The organism is Nocardia sp. XZ_19_231, from assembly GCF_015355705.1.
In the GTDB taxonomy this organism is placed as follows: domain Bacteria; phylum Actinomycetota; class Actinomycetes; order Mycobacteriales; family Mycobacteriaceae; genus Nocardia; species Nocardia salmonicida.
In genome coordinates this window covers 1,399,003-1,418,738 of the sequence record NZ_JACUZI010000001.1, presented here as the reverse complement: position 1 = coordinate 1,418,738, position 19,736 = coordinate 1,399,003, and the positions used below count along the sequence as shown (strand labels likewise).

Below are 19,736 nucleotides of genomic sequence, written 5' to 3'. Positions count from 1 at the left end.
AGCCGGGAAACCGGCGGTGCAGCGCGGCACCTGCAACACCCTGTCTGTAGACCTACCGCTCGGCATTTTCTCCTCGGCGTCGACGTGCGAGCATCGCACGCGACGTCTTGATGAAGTGGGGGATCATGGCCCAGCGAAGTAATCGCAGGCGTCAGGACGCAGTACTGATCACGTCCGACACCACACCCTCACACGGCTTGGACCAGGTGCGCGTCAGCGGCGAGGTCTCCCTGGCTGTTGCGCCGGAAACGCTGTGGCGCCTACTGTCCCAGCCGGAGCACATCGCCTCGTGGATGTCCGAACTCCACGCCTGGACCGGCCCGACAACAGATCGAGTCGATGCCGGTCGCGAACTCGCCGCACAGGTTCAGATGTTCCACATGATCCAAGACGTGCACTTGGTCGTCACCGAATATCGCCCGACCCGCGGTTGGACGATGACGTGCAGCGCGGTAACCGGGGTCGCTGTCGCCTTCACCGTGGAAGTCGAGCAGCTGCGAGACGTTACCCGCGCGATGCTGCGAACCAGCCTGCACGGCCAGGCATTGCGGGACGCCGATGTGGTCGTGCTCCGTCACGCCATTCAGTCCGGACTGGACGCGAGCCTGCGTCAACTGGCCGACATCGCCCACCCCGACATCGCCCACCCCGACGTCACCGTCTATCCGCTCCCGGTAGCCCTCGGTTACCACCCGACACGAGACAAGGCCGCCGGTTTCACCTGATAGTCAGGCGACGCGTACGTGTTCCTCGACCGTCGCGGGCTCGGCCACCGGCTGCGCGGGCCGACGTCCGGTGACGAGGAACAAGACAACGAGCGCGACGGCCAACCACACGTACGTGTCGCCGATGATGTGTTGATCCCAGGTCCACGAGGTCTCACGGTGTTCGCCGTCGGGCAGGAAGCTGTGCGGCGCGATCACGAAGACCGCAGCGACGGCGACAGCCGTGGCGTACCAGCCTCGGGCGCTGGCGACGGGCAGGGTGCGGGCGTGGCAGACCATCGCGAGCAACGCGGGCGCGATCCAGACCCAGTGGTGCGACCACGAGATCGGCGACAGCAGCAGCGTGAAGACCGCGTTGAGGGACAGGGCGATCGCCGGGGCGTCGGCGGCCTTGCGCATCGCGGCTACCACGAGGACGAGCAGCAGCGCACCCAGCACGAGCCACAGGACATCGAAGGGCAGGCCCGTGATGTGCAGGCGAGCCATGACGGCCTGGATCGACTGATTGGTGTGGAAGGCCGAGCCACTCAGACCCGAAACATTGCCGAGGCCACCGAACCAGTAGCGGGTGGATTCGGTGGGCAGGAACGCGAACGAGGCGATGGTGGCGATCGCGCCGGTGGCCGCGGCGGTCGCGGCGGCCTTGTAGTCCTTGCGGACCAGGAAGTAGAGCACGAAGGCGGCGGGCGTGAGTTTGATGGCGGCGGCGAGGCCGATCAGCATGCCACGGGGGTAGCGGGTCTTCGGGAGCAGGCAGTCGGTGGCGACCAGCACCATCAGCAAGAGGTTGACCTGACCGAAGTCGATGGTCGAGCGGACCGGTTCCAGCAGCATCGCCAGCGGCAGTGCGCAGGCGGTGACGAGCAGGGCGACCTGCTTGCGGTCGGGATGGTAGCGACGGGCGACCAGGTACAGGGTCCAGGCGACGGCGGCGATCGACACCACGACGTAGAGGATCTTCGCCGTGCCCCACGGCAGCAGCGCGAACGGCGCCAGCGCGATGGCCGCGAACGGCGGGTAGATGAAGGGCAGGCCGATGCCGATCGTGGTCTTGGGCAGCTGGCCGTACATGTCGGCGCCGTCGCGCATCGCCTCGATGCCGAGGCGGTAGACCTGGAGATCGATGAACCCGTCGGAATAGCGTTCGAAGGGCCAGATCGGCGTCCTGACGCAAACGACCGAGACAATGGTGAGCAGCACCGGCACCAGCCACCATGCTCGATTGATCGGGCGTGGTGAACGCTCTTGCACGGGGTGGGTGGTGTCACTACTCATCCGCGGCGACTATACCGACTCGCGTGCGCTGCCGGGGCACCGCCCATCGGGCGGAGTGACGCGCGCAATAGCCAGGCGGATGCCCACCGATGGACCGAACGCGCTGAATAGCGGGCTGGTCAGTCGCCGCGGTTGTAGCGGGTCAGGTAACCGGCCATGGCCGCGACGTCGTCGTCCGTCCAGTCGGCGAAACGCGCCTGGAAGGCCTCCCGCCGTCGGCGTTCGGCCTCTCGGGCGACGATTCGGCCCGCGGGGGTGGCGTGCAGGACGTGATTGCGCCGATTGTCGGGGTCGACCGCCCGTTCGAGGTAACCGAGCTTCTCCAGCGCGCCGACCTGTCTGCTGACGGTCGACTTGTCGAGCAGGAACTGTTCGGCGAGATCGGTAGCCAGGCAACCGTCGCGTTCGAGGATCAGGTCGAGAATGCTGTAGGCGACCAGGCTCAGCTCGGGATGCAGCTCGGCGGCGCGGCCGCGGGCGCGCCGGGCGAAGGCGGTGAGCTCTCGCTGGATGGTGTCGACAGCCTGGGTTCTTGTGCTCTGCGCTTTCATAGTTGTATGATACAACCATACTTAGTTGCATTTACCAACTGTTTGGAGATTCCCCTCGATGACTCGCACACAGTTCCGGCACCTCGCCGGACATCTGCTGACGCCGCTGCTGATGTGCCTCGGAATGGCCTTCGCCTACCTGGGCGCGTTCCACCAGCCCGAGCCGAACAATATGGCGCTCGCGGTCGTCGGCGACTCCCCGCAGACGATGGTGCTGGCGCAGACGATGAAGGACAAGGGCGGCGCCGGCCTCGACATGGTCACCGTGCCCGACCGCGCGGCGGCCGTCAGCGCGCTACAGAACCGCGAACTCATCGGCGCCTACGTGCCCGACGCCGTCACGCCGGAACTGCTCGTCGCCACCGCGAGCTCCGATACCAGCGCGATGGCCGCGGAGGTGGCGTTCCGGTCGGTGTCCGATCATCAGGGCGTGCCGCTGGTGGTCACCGATGTGACGACCAAGGCCGGCGGTGATCCGACGGGTCAGGGCATCTTCTTCCTGCTGGTCGCGTTGAGCGTCGGCGCGTACGGCAGCGTCGCCGTGATCGGCGCCGCCGGGGCGATGTTGCGCATGCGGGTGCGCGCGGCAGTCGGTGTGGTGACGGCGCTGGTTGTCAGCCTCATCGGTGTTCTGGTGGCGGGTCCGGTATTCGGCGTGATCGACAGCGACTTCGCGAGCGTGTTCGGTATCGCCTGGCTCTACACCTCGGGCATCATCCTGATCGGCATCGGCCTGCACACGTTCCTGAAGCGCTGGACCACCCTGGCCCTGATCACCCTGTTCGTGATGCTGAACTTCACCACCTCCGGCGGCGTCTACGGGCCCGAACTCCAGAACGGCTTCTTCGGTGCGCTGCACTCGTTTTGGAACGGCGCCGACTTCGTCGAAGGTCTGCGCGACCTGCTCTATTTCGACGGTGGTGCCGGGTTCGGTACCCGGCTGTTCGGGTTGTTCGCCTGGTTGGTGGCCGGTCTGGTGCTGGTCGTGGTGGCGGGTCGCCACGAGGCACGGCACGCGCCGAAACCGATCGCGCCTGCCGCGGTCGAGGAGGAGATCGGCGAATCGGTCGCCGTCTGACGACGTGATGCCACGCCCGATCAGTCGCGTCACGCCCCGGCGAATCCCGTTGCCCGACATCCGGACACACCGCTCCGGATCAGGTCGACGCACTCGCCGCGGCGCTCGCGTATTCCCCGGCGATGTTGTCGTGAATCGGCCACGGCCGCCCGTAGACACGAGTACGGTGTAGCGCGCAACCGCGGACCATCTGGCGCCGCGAGGGGGTGTGACAGCGGAAAGAATGGGTGCCACCGATGAATGACCCCGGCGCGCAACGCCCTGGCGAATCGGTACCGCTCGATCAGCGCTATCAGGGCGCCGATCCGATCGAATGGTGCGGTGCGGCGGTCTATCCGATGTATGCCGAGGCGCTACCCGCCGGGACGACGGCGCTGCATCTGCGCGCACTGTCGGTGATGGCGCCCGAGGACGTGACGGGCCTTGGCCTAGGGCTCTCCGTGCACGAGGGGCACGTGAACCTCGACGGGAGATCGCTGGCGGGCGTCGACATCTGGTACGAAGCACTCGCCGATGGCATCGACATCTCGGTGACCGCCGACGCACCCGACGCGCTGTTCACTCTCACACCCGTCTGGGTGGCGGGGTCGGGCACACATCAGTCCTGGACCGGCAATTACGGCATGGTCGTCGACCTGCTCCCCGACGGAGCGTCGACGCTGTGGTGCAGCACCGGACCCGGCACACCCGATTTCAACGAACTGGTCGTCGAGCTCACCACGGGCCCAACCGAACCCGATCGACCCAGCACACCCGTCGATGCGGTCGAGCCGACCTCACCCGTCGGCCCCACCGAGCCGATTCCGCCGTCGGTATCCACGGAGCCGGCACCCCACACGACGAACCCCGACCCCCCAACTGACGTCGCCATCGCACCCGTCGGCCCTCCGACTCCCCCGCGATCCGCCAGCCAAGGTGTCGGTGCCGCCCTGCACGACCTCGGAACCGCCATGCACGAACGCGGCGAACACGATTCGGCCCGCGCCCTGTGGACCCAGGCCGCCCAGGCAGGCCACAGCGGCGCCGCCTACGACCTCGGCACCCTCCTCTTGCAACAGGGCGAACGCGCCGCCGCCGAACAGTGGTGGAAAACCGCCGCCCACGACGACCCACGAGCGGCAGCCTCCCTCACCGCCTTGTCCGAACTGCCCTAGGTCTCGCGGGCACGACAAAGCCGCCGCCCGCGATGATTCGCGAGCGGCGGCCGCGTGTTCGGGCTGCCCTAGGTTGCCTGGTTCGCCAGTGCGCCGACAGCTTCCGGCGCGACATCCCGCAGCGCGGCGTGAAGTCGCGGGCCGCGATGTATTGCGGGCGGCGCTGGGGGGCGGCGAAGGGCTCCTCCAGGGCGTTTTCCACGCTGTTGAACACTATGAAGATGTTCGATCGCGGGAACGGGGTGATGTTGTTCGACGATCCGTGCATCATGTTGGAGTCGAACAACAGTGCCGAACCCGCCCGACCGGTGAACTGGGTGATGCCGTAGCGGGCGGCCAGGAACGTGACGTCGTCCGTCGTCGGGACCCCGATTCGCTGCTCGCGCAACGACTCCCGATAGTGACCGCTCGGCGTTTCGCCCAGGCACGGCACGAAGGTGCGGTGTGAACCGGGCATCAGCATCAGGCTGCCGTTGAACGGGTAGTTGTCGGTCAACGCGATCGACAGACTCACCGCACGCGGGGTGGGCATGCCGTCCTCGGCGTGCCAGGTCTCGAAATCGGAATGCCAGCCGAAACCGCTACCACCGAAACCGGGCATGTAGTTCACCCGGGTCTGATGCAGGTACACCGGCGAACCGAGGATCTGCTCGGCGAGCCCGGCGATCCGCGACTCGGCGACCAGCTCCGCGATCGGTTTGCTGAGCTGATGTACCTGGAACACCGAACGGACCTGCCCCGCAACGGGTTCCACGATCACCCGTGCGTCGCCGTAGAGCACCGGGTCGGCCGCGAGGTGGCCGACCTCGGCGCCGAACGCGGCCACCTCGTCGGGGGTGAGCAGATCGGGGATCGTCGCGAAACCGTTCGCGTCGAATCCGGTCAGCTCCGGCGAGGTGACCCGGCCCCACACCGTCGGATCGGTGCGCTCGATGTGCGGGGCCGGCTCGGACAACCGGGTCGGGTAGCCGTCGAGCTGATCAGACACTGGCGCCATCCTCCTCGATAATCAGCGGATACACCCCGTTCTCATCGTGTACCTCGCGGCCGGTGACCGGCGGATTGAAAACACAGAGCATCCGCAACTGGGTGCGGGCGGTCACCTGGTGACGTTCGTGGCCGTTGAGCAGGTACATCGAGCCCGGACCCAGCTCGTAGTCGGTCTCGTTGTCGAAGTCGTGCAAACTGCCCTCGCCCTCGACCAACCACACCGCCTCCACGTGGTTCTGGTAGTGGAATTTGTGAACTGTGCCTGCCTCGATCGTGGTCTCGTGGAAGGAGAAACCGACTTTGTCGCCGCCGAGCACGATGCGCTTGCTGCGCCAACCGGGCCCTGCCACATCACGTTCGGTACCGGTGATCTCTGCTGTGGTGCGCACGATCATGCGGCACCACCACAGACGGTGTCGATCGAGGAGACCAGCACCGACAGGCCCTGATCGAGTTCGTCGCTACCGAGCGTCAACGGCGGCAGCAGTTTGACGACCTCGTCCATCGAACCCGAGGTCTCCACCAGCAGACCCTGTTCGAACGCGGTACGGCACACCTTGCTCGCCTGCGACGGGTCGTCGAAGACGATGCCGTGCACCATGCCGCGGCCACGGGTGGACACTCCCTCGTGCCGCTGCGCGACCGCGCTGAGGGTGCGGCCCACGTATTCGCCGTTCTCGGCGGTGCGCAGGGCGAGCTTGTCGTCGGACCAGTACTCGCGCAGGGCGGCGGTCGCGGTGACGAAGGCGGGGTTGTTGCCACGGAAGGTGCCGTTGTGCTCACCGGGTGCCCACTGGTCGTGCTCGGGCTTGAGCAGCACCAGCGCCATCGGCAGGCCGTAGCCGCCGATCGATTTGGACAGCGTCACGATGTCGGGGGTGATACCCGCGATCTCGAAGGAGAAGAACGGGCCGGTGCGTCCGCAACCCATCTGCACGTCGTCGACGATGAGCAGGATGTCGCGCGCGGCGCACAGACCGGCCAGGTGGCGCAGCCACTCGGCACGGGCCAGGTTGACACCGCCCTCACCCTGCACGGTCTCCACGATCACCGCGGCGGGGCGATCGAAACCCGAGGAACTGTCGTCGAGGACGCGCTGCATCCAGCCGAAGTCCTCGATGGTGTTGTCGAAGTAGCCGTCGTAGGGCATCGGCGTGGAATGCTCGAGCGGCACACCGGCGCCGGCCCGTTTGGCCGCGTTGCCGGTGACCGCCAGCGCGCCGAGGGTCATGCCGTGGAAAGCGTTGGTGAAGCTCAGGATGGTCTTGCGCCCGGTGACCTTACGGGCCAGTTTGAGCGCGGCTTCGACGGCGTTCGCGCCGGTGGGCCCAGGGAACTGCACCTTGTAGTCGAGGCCACGCGGCGTCAGCAGATTGTCGCGGATGGTCTCGAGCAGCTCGCGCTTGGCCACGGTCGACATGTCCAGACCGTGGGTGATGCCGTTGCTGCCGATGTATTCCAGCAGCGCCTTCTTCAGAATCGGGTTGTTGTGGCCGTAATTCAACGCGCCGGCGCCTGCGAAGAAGTCGAGATATTCGCGGCCTTGCTCGTCGCGCAACCAGGCGCCTTCGGCGGTGCCGAAGATGGCCGGCCAGTCACGGCAGTATCCGCGCACGTTCGATTCCATTGCCTCGAAAATGCTGGTGTCGGTGGTCGTGATCATCGTCGTTCCTCCTGGCGCTGAGCCGGTGAAATCACATACAGCAGCTCTGCCTCGTGTGAATCGGGGAAATCGTTTTCTTCGAACAGGTCCTCGGTGCGCAAATCGGCACCGCGTTCCCGGGCCACCGCGGAGAACAACGCATGGGATGCGGTGTTTCCGGGTGAGATCGTGGTTTCCAGGGTGGTGATGCCTGCCGCTGCTACCGAATCGAGCAGTGCGTGCAGGATGGCGGCGGCCAAGCCGCGGCCTCGGGCTTGCGCGTCGACGGCGATCTGCCACACGAACAGCGTGTCCGGAGCTTCCGGACGCACATATCCGATGACGAACCCGACGGGCTGACCGTCACTCTCGGCGACCAATGAGGTCGCACTGAAATCGCGACACCACAACAGGTACGCATAGCTGGAATTGACGTCGAGTACCTGCGAATCACGGGCGATCCGCCACAGCTGAGCGCCGTCGCCCAGTCGTGGATGACGCAATCTCGGTTCCGAACCAGGGGCCGCCACACTAGCGGCCGACTCGATGGACTTGGTGGACGTTGTCATATATCTAACGTGCCCAGCTGACTTTGCGGTCATTGTGTCGAACTCTTTGCGGTTGTATGACGAATCGTTTACTACGACTGCACATCGAGGCGATACCCGAGACCGCGCACGGTAACCACGATGCGCGGGTCGGAGGGGTCGCGTTCGATCTTGGTGCGCAGGCGTCGCACGTGGACGTCGACGATCCGCTCGTCACCGTAAAAGCCTTGATCCCACACTCTTTCGAGCAGCACGGATCGACTCAGCACCCGGCCGGGGGTCTCCGCCAGTTCACACAGCAACCGGAATTCGGTGACTGTGAGGTGGATCTCCTCGGTACCGCGGCGCACCGCGCCCGCGTCGGCCGCCAGCACCAGCGGAGCGTGCGGATCGGCGTCGAGCACGGCTTCGGGGGTCGTGTCGCGATCGGCGGTGATGCGGGCACGACGGCGGAGCGCGCGCATCCTGGCAGTGATCTCCTTGATTTCGAACGGCTTGCTCACGAAGTCGTCGGCCCCCGCCTCCAGGGCCGCGACCACATCGTGGGTGTCGTAACGGGTACTGATCACGATGATCGGTACGTCGTGGTCGCGACGGATCTCCCTGATGCAGTCGAAGCCGTCGGCCTCGCCGCGCATCAGGTCGACGATCATCAGATCGGGTGGCCCGTCGTTTCGCAGCCGATCGAGGGCGTCGGAGGGCACGCCTGCCTCGGCGACGGCATACCCTTCGTCTTCCATCGCGCGACGTAGGTTGCCGCGCATCTGGACGTCGTCGTCCACGATCATCAGGTTCGCGCTCATGCCAGCACCTCGCTGACGCTCGGCGCCGACATGACCGCGATGGCGGCTGTGTTTACCCGCTCACTTCGCTCGCTCATTGTGCACATCCTTTGCTGACACGCCGGGCGTGTGCCGGTGCACTGGGGAATTTCGCGTCCCCAGACCGACACGCCATCCCGCCTTCGAGCTTGTTACCGGTTTGTTATGTACCCAGACCGGCCCCGGCGTAAACCCGTCGTAACAATCCACCCGGTCAACAGCCCGTTCAGCGAGGCCGATCCGGTGGCATAGTCGTGAGCGTGACCCCGACTTTCGCTGACATCGAAGCCGCCGCGGCGCGTATCGACGGACTGGTTCGCCCACTCACCGTCGCACCTGCTGGACCAGGGCCGGACCAGCTCTGGTTCGCACTGGAGTTCTTGCAGTTCACCGGCACTTTCAAGGCGCGCGGTGCGCAGAACTTCGTGCGCGCGCACGCCGCTGCGGGGACGTTGCCGGACGCGGGTGTGACGATCGCCTCAGGCGGCAACGCCGGGTTGGCGTGTGCGTGGGCGGCACGCGAGGCGGGGGTGCCCGCGACGGTGTTTCTGCCCGAGACCGCTCCCCCGGTCAAAATTGGTCGACTTCGTGACTACGGCGCCGAGGTCCGACTGATCGGTCCGGAATACAAGCAGGCGCTGGCGGCATGCCGGGAATTCGCCGAGACCAGTGGGGCGCTGGCTGCGCACGCCTACGACCATCCGCTCGTCGCGGCGGGTGCGGGCACGCTGACGCGCGAGATCCAGGCGCGGATACCCGATCTGGATACGGTGCTCGTCGCGGTCGGTGGCGGTGGGTTGTTCACCGGAACAGCGATCGCCGCACAGCATTTCGGGATTCGTACGGTGGCCGTCGAACCCCTGGGTTGTCGATCGCTGCATGCCGCGCTCGAAGCCGGTCGCCCGGTGGATGTCACCGTCGACTCGATCGCCGCGGACTCGCTCGGCGCGCCGAACGTGTCCGCGATGGCCCTGGCCGCGGCCCAGCATCCGAGCGTGCGTTCGCTGCTGGTGCCCGACGAGGCGATCCGCGCGGCCAGGAAGCAACTGTGGGACGCACACCGCATCGTCGTCGAGAACGGCGCGGCCACCGCGGTGGCGGCGCTGCTCGACACCGGGTCGGGCCCGGCCTATCGCCCCGAACCCGACGAACGGGTGTGCGTGATCCTGTGCGGGGCCAATACCGACCCCAGCGACCTCGTTTAGCGGACCAGGGCGTTCTTGTCTGCGTAGTTGGTCATCGCGGTGTTCAGGCCGCGCATGGCCAGGGTGTAGCCGTAGGGGAAGTAGCGCTGGCCCCAGTGGGCGAACTGGATGTCGCGGGAGGTGTAGACCCAGTAGCGGTTGCGTTCGACACCCTTGATGACGGCCGTGGCGCCCTGTTCGGGGGTGACGGCGTGGCGCATGAACAGGCGGATCGCCTTCTGCAGGGCCGCGTTGTCGCGGTCGACACCGGCGATGTCGATGGTGTCGGCCATCGGGGTGGCCATCGCGCCGGGGCAGACCAGGCTGACGCCGATCTTGTGACGGCGCAGGTCGAAACGCAGTACCTCGGAGATGCCGCGCAGGCCGAACTTGGTGGCGCTGTAGGGAGCGTGCCACGGTAGGCCGAAGATGCCCGCCGCCGAGGACACGTTCACCAGGTGACCGCCGCGACCCGCGGTGATCATCGGGCGAACGAACTCCTCGATCACGTGGATCGGGCCCATCAGGTTGATGTCGACGGTGCGGCGCCACTGCTGGGGAGTGAGCTTGTCGACGGTGCCCCAGGTGGCGATGCCTGCCACGTTCATGACGATGTCGACATGGCTGACGGCCTCGAAGGTGTGGGCGGCCAGTCCGACGACCGCGGAATGGTCGCTGACGTCGGCCGCGTGCGCGAGATGCACCGTCGCGCCGGTCGCGCGCAGTTCCTCGGCGGTGGTGGCGAGTGCGTCGGCCGTGATGTCGGTGAGGACAAGAGACGCCCCTTTGGCGGCGGCCGCGAATGCCGTGGCGCGACCGAGGCCGCTGGCGGCACCGGTGATCAGGCAGGTCTTCCCGTCGAACTTCGTCATGATCCCGACCCTACGGTTTGGTGAACAGATGCGTCTACGGTTCCATGGTGATCGCGATGGTGGTCCAGCCGCCGACGTGGATCCGGCTGCCTTCGCGCAGGGCGATCGCCTGCTGTGGGGTGATCGGAGATTCGGCGCCGTCCAGGCTGGTCCCGTTGGTGGAACCGAGGTCGGTGATGGTGAGCGCGCCACCCTGATCGACCTGGATCATCGCATGCGCGCGAGAGACACCGATATCCGCGGGGGCGATGCCGAGGTCGATCTCGGGCAAGATTCCTTGCGAAGCCGATCGTTTTCCGATCAGGAACTGGGTACCGCGCAAGGTGATTCGGCGTTCGGGATAGAAATCAGGGAATTCGACACGCTCGGCATCGGGCCCCTTGCGTGCTTGGACACGCGCGTAGAACTCGCGGTCGGCGAAGATCCGCGCGACCCACATCCTGGACCGACCGCTGTCGGGCGGCAGGCCGGTAGCGACCATGGTGGGGTCGAACCCGCTGGCGGGGTCAGCCGATTCCGGTCGGTCACCGGGCCGCGACGTCGCAGTCGGTGGCGGAAGGGCGGAATCGTGGCCGCATCCTTCACAGAAGCGCCCGCTGGTCGGCGCGTGGCAGTGGGTGCACAGGCGCAGCGCTGCCGGGTCGGGCGCGGGCGGTGCGCCGAGTGCCGATCCGCACACATCGCAGTAGTCGGTCGACCGCGACTGGTGTCCGTCCGCGCACATCGGCATGTCAGCCGCCCTCCGGCCGCACCCGCGCGGTTTTGGTCGAGCGGATGTCGAGGGCGAGTTCGTCGGCCGCGGCGACCTGACCGCGCAGCTTCACGGTGCCGTCGTGCTCGACTTCGACCACACCGCGCAGCAGCTTGGCGGTGGATTCGTGGCCGGAGGCAGCGGCCAGCTCCACCGCGCGCCGCAGTTTCGCGGTGGCGGTCGTGACATCGCCGTTGCGGCGGGCAGCCAAACCCTCCTGGACGGCCTGGGCCAGTTCGACCTGCCCGGTGTAGTGGGCGACGCGAGTGCTGATGCGGGTCGACAGGGTCGAATCGGTGGTCCAGACGGCGCGCACCAGACCCTGGCCGAGGACCTCGGCGCCGGCCAGCACACTCAATCGCGCGGCCAACTTCTCCCGGCCCGGCGCGGCCGGTTCCAGCTCGATCTGGACGTGGTATTCGCGTTCCTCGGCGGCCCACGACGACAGCGGGTACTCCCCCACCTGCGCGCCGACATCGGTACGACGTCCGGTCAGATCTTCGAGCACCGGCGAGACCTGTTTGACCATGCGCACCCGAGCGCCGGCGGGGGTCCAGACCTTCAGGGTCAGTTCCGGGATCACCCGGGCGGCCGACGAGCGCATCATCGCGGCGAAGTCTGCGGCCAGGTCCTTCGGATCGGCGACGATATTGGCGTCACCGGATAATTTCTGGGCGATCTTGCGCACTTCCTCGGCGACCCAGTCGTCGCCGACACCGCGACAGTCGCAGACGAAAAGGCCTTCGGCCCGGTCGAGTTCGGTCGCGAGTTCCTGCGGGGTTTCGTGTTCGTTCTTGCCGTCGGTGAGCAGAATCGCGTGCGCCTGCGCACCGGGGTGCGCGGCGGCGACCTGGCGGGCCAGCGCCAGCCACGATCCCATCGCGGTGCCGCCGTCCGGACGCAACCGATCCAGGGCCCGACGGGCCGAGCCGCGGTGGGCGCGGTCGGCGGGCGCGGACATGGTGTTGTCGGTCGGGTAGATCAGCCGGGCCGATTCGGTGCCCTCGATGATGGCGAACGCGGTGCCGTCGGGGATCTCGTCCAAGGCGGTGCGGGTGGCGTTGCGCGCGTTCTCGAATTTGCGCTTGTTACCCATCGAGCCCGAACAGTCGATGATCAGGATCTCCAGGCGCGGCGGCGGCGTTGCGACGACGGCGAGTTCGGGACCGGTGGTCACCGTCAGCACCGCGTCCACCACGTTCGCGCCTTCGGCGAGGAATTCGTTCTGGTCGACGGCGATCGAGATACCGGCTGTCTCAGGGGAACTCATGACACTCCTGGTTCGTGCGATACGGCGACGGGCACCGGAGCCAGTGCGACCGTGATGTTGTCGCTGCCCCCGCTGTTCAGGGCGAAGTCGGCGAGCGCGCGGGCGGCGGCCTGCGGTGAGGTCTCGACCGTGAAGCCGGCGAGCGCGACCGCCTCGGGCAGGTAGTTCCACAGGCCGTCGCTGCACAGCAGCAGCGTGCCCGGTTCGGTGGCGAGCATGCGTTGCAGGCAGTTCGCCGACCACGGCGCTTCGCCACCGTCGGCGCCGAGCCAGCGCAGCAGGGTGTGCGCGCGCGGGTCGTTCATCGCGGCGGTCTCGTCGAGGGCGCCCGCGTCGACGAGAGCCTGGGCCCACGAATCGTCGATGCTGAGTCGACGCGAGGCGGTGGGATCGCCCGCGGCGAGCCAGAAAGCCCTGCTGTCACCGACATTGGCGACGGTGATGTCGGTACCCAGATTCGTCTCGCGCATGATCGCCGAGACGTAGGTGCACGACGGCGCGTACTCGGGAGTGCGCGACATGCCGCGCACCGCCGCCGTCGCCGCCGCCAGTCCCGCCATCGCGGCGTCGGAGTCGGGCCTGCCCTCGGCCAAGGCCGCCAAGGCGGCGTCGACGCCGGTACGAGCGGCATTACCCGAGGCGGCCTGCGGATCCTGGGAAGTGGAGACGCCGTCGCTGACCACGATCACCCGGATGCCGTCGCCCTCGCGCACCGCGGCCGCGACCGCGTCCTCGTTGCGGGAGTGGCTGATTCCGCGGTCGGTGAGGACATACACCGCGCCGAGGTCTTCCTCGAAGCGATCGGGCATGGGCTTGGGGCTGCCGCACTTGACGCAGTAGCCGCCCTCGTAGCGACGTTCACCACAGGTGGAGCACTGCGGCACCGACACCGGATCATGCACGGGCAGTGCGACTTTCCGCACGCCGAGTTCGCGACCGCAGCCTTCGCAGAAGCGGTGCCCCGCCCGTGCCGAGCCCACGCAATCGGCACAGCCCGGCGCCGTCACAGGGTGGTCCTCGGGCGCACCGAGTTCGCCTGGTCCACCAGGACGAATCGGGTCCACATGTCGTCGGCCTCGCGCGCCAGTGTCCGCAAGCATCGTTCCAATCCCGTCCGCACGCCCTGCTCGGTGAATTCCACGTCCAACAGCTTGCCTGGTGTGCTCGGCCGCTGTCCCGACCGGATCCAGTTCAGTGCCGCCTCGAGGACGAACATGCGCACCTGTGCGGTGCGTTTGCGCGAGTCGAGGCGCAGTTGGTCGACGCGCTCGCCGGTACGGCGCAGCAGCGCTTCGTCGAGGTCGGCCGGATCACGGTGCGTCAGTAGGGTTTCGACGGCGGAGACCCGGGCCTCGGTGAACATCGAGGAGGTGCGGTCCACTTGGTCGAGGACCGCTACCGCGCCCGCGCGGTCGCCGCTGGTGCGACGCAGTCGCGCCGCGCCGAAGGCGGCGGACAGGAAAGTGTGGTCGGTCCGCCAGACCATGTCGTAGAGCGCCGACGCACGGCTGAGCGCGAAGGATCCGGTGCCCGGGTTCTCGCTGCCGCCGGCGGCGCCGAGCTCCAGTGCGGCCGCCAAGGCGAGTTTCGGGGCGGGCTCACCGGGCAGCGCGGCGTAGACGGACTCGAAATCCGCTGCGGCGGCGGCATAGTCGCCGGTGAGCAGGGCGGCCTGGGCCCGATACCAGACGGGGCGCCAGTCGAATTCGAGCTCGGCGTCCAAGCCGGCGAGACGGTTCAGTGCCGCTGCCGCGTCGCCTGCTTCGAGTTCGGCGCGAACCAGTCGTAGCGGGATCTCGACCGACTCGCCCGCTCCGGTGACCACCGCGCGCAGTCCAGCGGTGAGCGCCTGCTCGAGTTCGGCCGGGGTCGCGGCATCGGTGGTCGCCAGCAGGGCGGCGCCGCTGTCGCCGGGGTCGACCAGCGGAGCGGGCAGGCCGGTGATGAGGGCGGCGGGTTCGGGTGTGACGCTGTCGATGCCGAAGACAGCACGGGCGGGACCGAACTGGCTCGACATGCCAGGGCGTGGGATGCCGTCGCCGGTCGCCAGCACTTCCCGCAGGACACCGGTGAGCTGGTCGGCCATCTCGCTCATCGAGGCGAAGCGCGCGAGCGGGTCGGGGTCGGTGGACCGCTGCAGGAAGCGGTCCAGCGAATCATGTTCGGCCAGTAGCGGTTCGGTGTCGGGACCGGGTATCGGACCGAGCTTGCCGTCGACGGAGGGCACCCGCATCATCAGCACGGCCAGCGTGCGGCCCGCGGTGTAGATCTCGGTGGCCACCGTCGGCCCGGTTTCGGCGATCTCGGGCGCCTGGTAGCCGAGGGTGCCGTAGATGGGGCTGGTCCGGTCGTCCATCGCGATGACCGCGCCGAGGTCGATCAGTTCGAGGCGTTCCTCGGTCTGCATCACATTGTCGGGCTTGAAATCGCAGTAGGCCCAACCACGAGCGTGCAGATAGCCGAGGGCGGGCAACATCTCCAGCACATAGGCGATCGCCTGGGCGGGCGGCAGATAGCGCTGGGTCTCGGCGCGGTAGGCGCGCAGGATCTGTTTGAGCGACGTGCCGCCGACATAGGCCATGACGATGTAGCCCACGGGCTCGCCGTCGGCGTCGGCGTGTTCGGTGAAGTTGTGGATCTTGACGATGTTGGGGTGGTCGACCTCGGCGAGGAAGCGGCGCTCGGCCAGCGCGGCGGCCAGCGCGTCGGGGTCACCGGTGTCGATGAGGCCCTTGAGGACCACCCAGCGCTTGTTGACGGCGCGGTCGGTGGCCAGATAGATCCAGCCGAGACCGCCGTGGGCGAGGGCGCCCGCCACCTCGTACTGGCCGCCGACGAGATCGCCTGCCCGCAACCGTGGCACGAACGAGTAGCGGGTGCCACAGTGCGGACAGAACCCGGAGGTCCGGCCGGGAACGCCCGCCTGACCGCGGCCGACGGGCTTGTCGCATTTGCCGCAGAAGCGGTCGGGTTCGGGCACCTGGGGATCGGTGAGCACGGCCGTGGCCGGGTCCACGCGCGGGACCGGCGGCACTTCGACGAGTCCGGCGCCGAGCCTGCCGCGCGCGGCCGACCGTGCCGAGCCCGACCGGGTTCGCACCGAGCGACTCGAGGTGCGGCCGCTCGCACTGACCGTCGACGCGGACGGGCTGTGCATCGGGCCGGTCACCGCGGCCGGAGCGGTACCGCAGGTGTCGCAGTAGCCGTCGACGATCGTTCCGTCACACTCGGTTTCGCCACAGGCACCGGGGACCGGCACGGGCGGCGGTGGCGCCTGACGGTTACCGCTGCGTGGTTGCGCCGTGGTGCGCCCCGACCGGCCGTTGGCCACGGAGCTGGGCTGCCGCACCGGCGGTGGGCTCGCGACGGGCGCGGTACCGCACAGTGCGCAGTAGCCGTCCTCGATCGTGCCGCCGCACCCCGGTTCACTACACGTCATGCTGTCCGCCCCGCTTTCTCCCCGATGATCGAACGATAGTCCGCGACCGCCCGGGTGACCGCGGGCAGATCGCACGGTGTTCGGGTGAGTAGACCGGCCGCGATCCGGTCGGCCGCGAGCACATCACGGTCCTCGCTCACGCCGAGCCGAGAGGCCTTGGCGCGGTAGGCCGTGAGTCTGCCGCGCAGTTCGGCGCGCCGGTCGAGCAGTCCACGCGCTAATTCGTCTCGCCGCGTGGCCTTTTCGGTGGCGTCGGCGGTGCGCACGCGCAGCGCGAGGAGTTGTTCGACCGTCGAGCGGTCGGGCGCATCGCCGAGCGCGGCGAGTTCGGCGCCCAGCCTGGTGGCCGGTTCGCCGCTGTCGGGCAGCGCGCCGGTCGCGACCTTGTGCTCGGCCTGGGTCGCGGTGTCGTCGGCGCGATGTTGGAGTTCGCCGAGATCGGCCAACCGCGCGCGTAGGGCAACGACCGCGCCAGGTATGTCGGCGGCCACAGCGAGATATTCACTGTGGCGGGCGGATTCGGTGTCGATCAGCGCGGTGAGTGAGGCCAGGGCGGTGTCGATCTCGCCCGGTCCGAAGCCGAGCGGGTCGGTGCCCGCGCGACGCAGGAGGGTGGCCAGTGGTTCGCCGGCCGCGTCGAGTGCGCCGCGCGCCTGTTCGACGCGCTGTTGCAAGGGGGCGAGCGCGCCGAGCACCTTCTCGTCGACCGCCGCGATCTCGTCGGCGAAGGGGGCGACGAAGGCGAACGCGGCGCGCATCCGGTCGAGGCAATCGGCGATACCGACCGTCACGATGGTCTCGCTGGGGCCGGTGAGACCGCGCTGCGCCAAGGGAATCGGGATTCTCGCCACTTCGTGGGGGCGGCCACGCAGCAGCTCCGTGAGCCGCCCGCGTGCGCGCTCGTCGACCTTGCCGCGCCCGGCCCGCACCGCCTCGGCTTCGGTGAGGATGGCGCGCACCCGCCCCAGGTCCTCCCAGAGTTCGCCCAGCGCCTTCTCCACCGGCACCCAGCGACGTGCGGTTTCCCCCGTCGGCGGATAGCGGCGGACCAGTGCCAGGCCGGGATGGCGGTCCAGCTCGAGCAAGGTCGTGGTCACCTTCGCCAGTTCCGCTGTCCGCCCGGTGAGTTCACGATCGATCTCGAGCACACCGAGCATCGGCCAGGTCATCCGACGTACCGGGGCACCGGTGGGCCCTGTGAGGCACCGAGAGTCGACAGGTGCTGGGCGTAGATCCGCTGCCAGGTGCCGTCGTTGCGGGTGCGGTCGAGCACGCCGTTGACGAAACGCACCAGTTCGTCACTGCCGCGCGGCACGCCGACCGCGTACGCGCCCGCACCGATCGGGTCGCCGACGACCTCGAGATTGCGGTCCTGGGCGACCAGACCCGCCAGGATGGGCTCGTCACCGCTGATCGCGTCGACGGTGCCCTGCTGCAGGGCGACCAGGCAGTCGGTCCAGTTGGTCACGCCGAGCACGTTCGGGGGCGTCGGCAAGGTGAACAGCGGTGCGGCCGCGGTCGTGCCCTTCGCCACGCACACCCGCTTGCCCGCGAGCCCGGCGCCGTTGGTGATGCCCGCGCCGTGGGGGGCCGCGATCCGTTGCGCCGCACGGTAATACACGCTGGAGAAGTCGACCTCGCGGCGGCGTTCACAGGTCGCCGAGAAGGTGCGCACGATCATGTCGACCTTCTTCTCCTGCAGCAGCGGGATCCGGTCGGCCGCGGTGACGGAGCGCAGTTCGATCTTGTCCGGGTCACCGAACAGGTCGCGCGCGATCTCCCTGGCGAGGTCGATATCGAAACCTTCGAGCCTGCCGGTCGACGGATTGCGGAACCCGAACATGTAGGTGTTCTGATCGACACCCACGCGCAGCCTGCCGTTGGCCACGATCGCGGCCATCGCCGATCCCACCGGCATCGCACCCGGTCGCGGCTGGGTCGTCGGTGCCAGAGTCGCTTCGGTATCGCAGGTTCCGGTGCCCTCGGCTGCCGGGGCCGAGGTGATCGCTTCGGCGCCGGGCAGCGGTGGGGCGATGGCGGTGGCGGCGATGGTCGACGGTTCGGGTGCGTCGGCGCAGCCCGCGACCAGCGCGAGGGCCGCGGCGAGCACGACCAGCAAGGGGCGCCTCACAGGAATTCCTTCAGTCGTGGCCAGAGTCCGGAGATCACCGCGCCTGCCGCGGCCAGGAGCAGGAACAGGGTGCCGAAGGGGCTCAGCGTCAACGACGTCGCCGCGGCGGCGACGCCGTCGCGCAGGTCGTCGCGGGCCTGGGCGAGGTCGTCGCGCAGTTCCTGATCGAGGCGCGCGAAGCTGGTGGCCGAGCTGTCGGGGCCGGTGCCGATCGCCTGGGTGACCGCACCGGGATAGTCGGCCTTCTCGTAGGCGGTGCGCTGGGCGTTGTGTCCCGCGCTCCAATTCGTCAGCGCGCGTTCGGCATCGGAGTCGCCGCCGCCGGCCGCGGTGAGACGCCCGCGCAGGTCGTCGCTGTGGGTTTGGAAGGCCCTCTCCGTGGCGGTGATGTCGCCGCGGGTGATCAGGGCCAGGGTTTCGTCGGTGCGGGCCTGTTGGGCCAGGATGCGGGCGCCCGCCAGGTTCTCCACGCGCGCGCCTGCGCCGGAATTACCGTTGTCGAGCAGTTGCGCGGCGGTCAGGGTGGCACCCGCGGTCCACAGCAACGCCACCAGGGCGGCCAGCCCCGCCATGGCCATCCCGGTGTTCACCAGACGGTTGGTCCTGCGCAGCAACACGATCGATCCGACCGCGCATACCGCGAGTACGAGCACCAGGAGCACGATGCTCGTCCACGGCAGCGTGCCGATGCGCTGTTGGTCCTCCCGCACGGCGGCGAAGCGGGCCTTGCTGAGTTGTTCGGCATTGGGCAGCAGCGAGGTCTGCATCAGATCCGAGGCCTGACGCAGATAGGCCGACCCCACCGGAAAGCCCTGACGATTGTTGGCGCGCGCGGTCTCGACCAAGCCGGTGTAGGTCGGCAGGTCGGCGGCGATGCGGGCAACGATCGCCCTGGTCTGCGCGTCGGCGGCACCGGCTGTCGCTTCCGCCAGTGCGGCGGCGGCATCGGCGAGTGCCTGCTCGTAAGTGTCTCGTACCTGCGGTGATTCGATGCCACCGGACAGGAAGGCCGTCGCCGCGCCCGCGTCGGCGGCCGAGAGCGACACGTACAGACTCTGCGCGGCGAAGGCAAGTGGCTCGGTCCGATCCAGCACCTGTTCGGTACGCACGATCTTCGCGTCGAGCTGTTGGCCCACAGTCGATCCGGCAACCAGGCAGGCCACCGTGGTCACGACGAGGACCACCCCGATCACACCTGGTGTCGTCGCGGCGAATCGCCGCAGCCACGTCCCCGCGTCACGGATGGTCGCCGGTAGGCGAGATCCCACACCGTCCTCCTTCATCTCCCCGGGCGGTGTCTTCGAT

General features: G+C 68.3%; 18 protein-coding genes and 1 pseudogene. 4 read left to right on the top strand and 15 right to left on the bottom strand.

Features of this window, described 5'->3' with window-relative positions:
* The first annotated feature begins 125 nt into the window (after positions 1-125).
* The gene (locus IBJ82_RS06390) at positions 126-725 is read left to right on the top strand and encodes an SRPBCC family protein (RefSeq protein WP_194824931.1); all 600 of its coding nucleotides are present in this window, start codon (positions 126-128) and stop codon (positions 723-725) included.
* Between the two features lie 3 nt (positions 726-728).
* Here the strand turns inward: IBJ82_RS06390 and IBJ82_RS06385 are convergent, their stop codons facing one another.
* Both IBJ82_RS06385 and IBJ82_RS06380 read right to left on the bottom strand, forming a co-directional pair.
* The gene (locus IBJ82_RS06385; RefSeq protein WP_194824930.1) at positions 729-2,000 is read right to left on the bottom strand and encodes a glycosyltransferase 87 family protein; all 1,272 of its coding nucleotides are present in this window, start codon (positions 1,998-2,000) and stop codon (positions 729-731) included.
* 119 nt (positions 2,001-2,119) lie between these two features.
* Positions 2,120-2,551, bottom strand: coding sequence for a MarR family winged helix-turn-helix transcriptional regulator (locus IBJ82_RS06380; RefSeq protein ID WP_194824929.1), 432 nt, complete (start codon positions 2,549-2,551; stop codon positions 2,120-2,122).
* 58 nt (positions 2,552-2,609) lie between these two features.
* On the opposite strand from IBJ82_RS06380, the gene IBJ82_RS06375 reads away from it, so the two are divergent.
* Positions 2,610-3,629, top strand: coding sequence for a hypothetical protein (locus IBJ82_RS06375; protein ID WP_194824928.1), 1,020 nt, complete (start codon positions 2,610-2,612; stop codon positions 3,627-3,629).
* Positions 3,630-3,865: 236 nt separating this feature from the next.
* Positions 3,866-4,783, top strand: coding sequence for a tetratricopeptide repeat protein (locus tag IBJ82_RS06370; protein WP_194824927.1), 918 nt, complete (start codon positions 3,866-3,868; stop codon positions 4,781-4,783).
* 124 nt (positions 4,784-4,907) lie between these two features.
* Here the strand turns inward: IBJ82_RS06370 and thpD are convergent.
* The 5 genes and pseudogenes from thpD to IBJ82_RS06345 all read right to left on the bottom strand — a co-directional run.
* A pseudogene (thpD, locus tag IBJ82_RS06365) lies at positions 4,908-5,780 on the bottom strand (ectoine hydroxylase); the annotation flags it as partial.
* Positions 5,764-6,168, bottom strand: coding sequence for an ectoine synthase (locus tag IBJ82_RS06360; protein ID WP_056809684.1), 405 nt, complete (start codon positions 6,166-6,168; stop codon positions 5,764-5,766). The pseudogene thpD and the gene IBJ82_RS06360, both read right to left, overlap by 17 nt.
* Positions 6,165-7,436 (bottom strand): diaminobutyrate--2-oxoglutarate transaminase, encoded by a 1,272-nt coding sequence (gene ectB, locus IBJ82_RS06355; protein ID WP_194824925.1) that lies wholly within the window; start codon positions 7,434-7,436, stop codon positions 6,165-6,167. Before ectB ends, IBJ82_RS06360 begins: the two co-directional genes overlap by 4 nt.
* Positions 7,433-7,984, bottom strand: a complete 552-nt coding sequence (gene ectA, locus IBJ82_RS06350; protein ID WP_194824924.1) for a diaminobutyrate acetyltransferase — start codon at positions 7,982-7,984, stop codon at positions 7,433-7,435. The genes ectB and ectA overlap by 4 nt, the downstream gene beginning before the upstream one ends.
* 71 nt (positions 7,985-8,055) lie before the next feature.
* Positions 8,056-8,766, bottom strand: a complete 711-nt coding sequence (locus IBJ82_RS06345; protein WP_194824923.1) for a response regulator transcription factor — start codon at positions 8,764-8,766, stop codon at positions 8,056-8,058.
* Positions 8,767-9,044: 278 nt separating this feature from the next.
* On the opposite strand from IBJ82_RS06345, the gene IBJ82_RS06340 reads away from it, so the two are divergent.
* The gene (locus IBJ82_RS06340) at positions 9,045-9,989 is read left to right on the top strand and encodes a threonine/serine dehydratase (RefSeq protein WP_194824922.1); all 945 of its coding nucleotides are present in this window, start codon (positions 9,045-9,047) and stop codon (positions 9,987-9,989) included.
* On the opposite strand, the gene IBJ82_RS06335 is transcribed toward IBJ82_RS06340, so the two are convergent.
* The 8 genes from IBJ82_RS06335 to IBJ82_RS06300 are packed head-to-tail and all read right to left on the bottom strand — an operon-like array spanning position 9,986 to position 19,699.
* Positions 9,986-10,840, bottom strand: a complete 855-nt coding sequence (locus IBJ82_RS06335; RefSeq protein ID WP_194824921.1) for an SDR family oxidoreductase — start codon at positions 10,838-10,840, stop codon at positions 9,986-9,988. The two genes, IBJ82_RS06340 and IBJ82_RS06335, sit on opposite strands and share 4 nt — an antisense overlap.
* 34 nt (positions 10,841-10,874) lie before the next feature.
* Complete coding sequence (locus IBJ82_RS06330; RefSeq protein WP_194824920.1) at positions 10,875-11,570, bottom strand: FHA domain-containing protein; 696 nt, start codon at positions 11,568-11,570, stop codon at positions 10,875-10,877.
* Between the two features lies 1 nt (position 11,571).
* Positions 11,572-12,861, bottom strand: a complete 1,290-nt coding sequence (locus tag IBJ82_RS06325; protein WP_194824919.1) for a VWA domain-containing protein — start codon at positions 12,859-12,861, stop codon at positions 11,572-11,574.
* A complete protein-coding gene (locus IBJ82_RS06320) occupies positions 12,858-13,868 on the bottom strand; it encodes a protein phosphatase 2C domain-containing protein (RefSeq protein WP_370585172.1) in 1,011 nt (336 codons plus the stop codon). Before IBJ82_RS06320 ends, IBJ82_RS06325 begins: the two co-directional genes overlap by 4 nt.
* Positions 13,865-16,300 (bottom strand): serine/threonine-protein kinase, encoded by a 2,436-nt coding sequence (locus IBJ82_RS06315; RefSeq protein ID WP_194824918.1) that lies wholly within the window; start codon positions 16,298-16,300, stop codon positions 13,865-13,867. Before IBJ82_RS06315 ends, IBJ82_RS06320 begins: the two co-directional genes overlap by 4 nt.
* Entirely contained in the window at positions 16,297-17,469 is a 1,173-nt protein-coding gene (locus IBJ82_RS06310; protein ID WP_194824917.1) for a hypothetical protein, read from the bottom strand. Before IBJ82_RS06310 ends, IBJ82_RS06315 begins: the two co-directional genes overlap by 4 nt.
* Positions 17,466-18,437 (bottom strand): glutamate ABC transporter substrate-binding protein, encoded by a 972-nt coding sequence (locus IBJ82_RS06305; protein ID WP_194825212.1) that lies wholly within the window; start codon positions 18,435-18,437, stop codon positions 17,466-17,468. Before IBJ82_RS06305 ends, IBJ82_RS06310 begins: the two co-directional genes overlap by 4 nt.
* Complete coding sequence (locus IBJ82_RS06300) at positions 18,428-19,699, bottom strand: hypothetical protein (protein WP_370585171.1); 1,272 nt, start codon at positions 19,697-19,699, stop codon at positions 18,428-18,430. The genes IBJ82_RS06305 and IBJ82_RS06300 overlap by 10 nt, the downstream gene beginning before the upstream one ends.
* Positions 19,700-19,736: the final 37 nt, after the last annotated feature.

Bases quoted from the DNA above. Each gene is read 5' to 3' on its own strand.
- IBJ82_RS06390 (WP_194824931.1), top strand. From the start codon at position 126: ATGGCCCAGCGAAGTAATCGCAGGCGTCAGGACGCAGTACTGATCACG.
- IBJ82_RS06385 (WP_194824930.1), bottom strand. From the start codon at position 2,000: ATGAGTAGTGACACCACCCACCCCGTGCAAGAGCGTTCACCACGCCCG.
- IBJ82_RS06380 (WP_194824929.1), bottom strand. From the start codon at position 2,551: ATGAAAGCGCAGAGCACAAGAACCCAGGCTGTCGACACCATCCAGCGA.
- IBJ82_RS06375 (WP_194824928.1), top strand. From the start codon at position 2,610: ATGACTCGCACACAGTTCCGGCACCTCGCCGGACATCTGCTGACGCCG.
- IBJ82_RS06370 (WP_194824927.1), top strand. From the start codon at position 3,866: ATGAATGACCCCGGCGCGCAACGCCCTGGCGAATCGGTACCGCTCGAT.
- IBJ82_RS06360 (WP_056809684.1), bottom strand. From the start codon at position 6,168: ATGATCGTGCGCACCACAGCAGAGATCACCGGTACCGAACGTGATGTG.
- ectB (WP_194824925.1), bottom strand. From the start codon at position 7,436: ATGATCACGACCACCGACACCAGCATTTTCGAGGCAATGGAATCGAAC.
- ectA (WP_194824924.1), bottom strand. From the start codon at position 7,984: ATGACAACGTCCACCAAGTCCATCGAGTCGGCCGCTAGTGTGGCGGCC.
- IBJ82_RS06345 (WP_194824923.1), bottom strand. From the start codon at position 8,766: ATGAGCGCGAACCTGATGATCGTGGACGACGACGTCCAGATGCGCGGC.
- IBJ82_RS06335 (WP_194824921.1), bottom strand. From the start codon at position 10,840: ATGACGAAGTTCGACGGGAAGACCTGCCTGATCACCGGTGCCGCCAGC.
- IBJ82_RS06330 (WP_194824920.1), bottom strand. From the start codon at position 11,570: ATGCCGATGTGCGCGGACGGACACCAGTCGCGGTCGACCGACTACTGC.
- IBJ82_RS06325 (WP_194824919.1), bottom strand. From the start codon at position 12,861: ATGAGTTCCCCTGAGACAGCCGGTATCTCGATCGCCGTCGACCAGAAC.
- IBJ82_RS06315 (WP_194824918.1), bottom strand. From the start codon at position 16,300: ATGACGTGTAGTGAACCGGGGTGCGGCGGCACGATCGAGGACGGCTAC.
- IBJ82_RS06310 (WP_194824917.1), bottom strand. From the start codon at position 17,469: ATGACCTGGCCGATGCTCGGTGTGCTCGAGATCGATCGTGAACTCACC.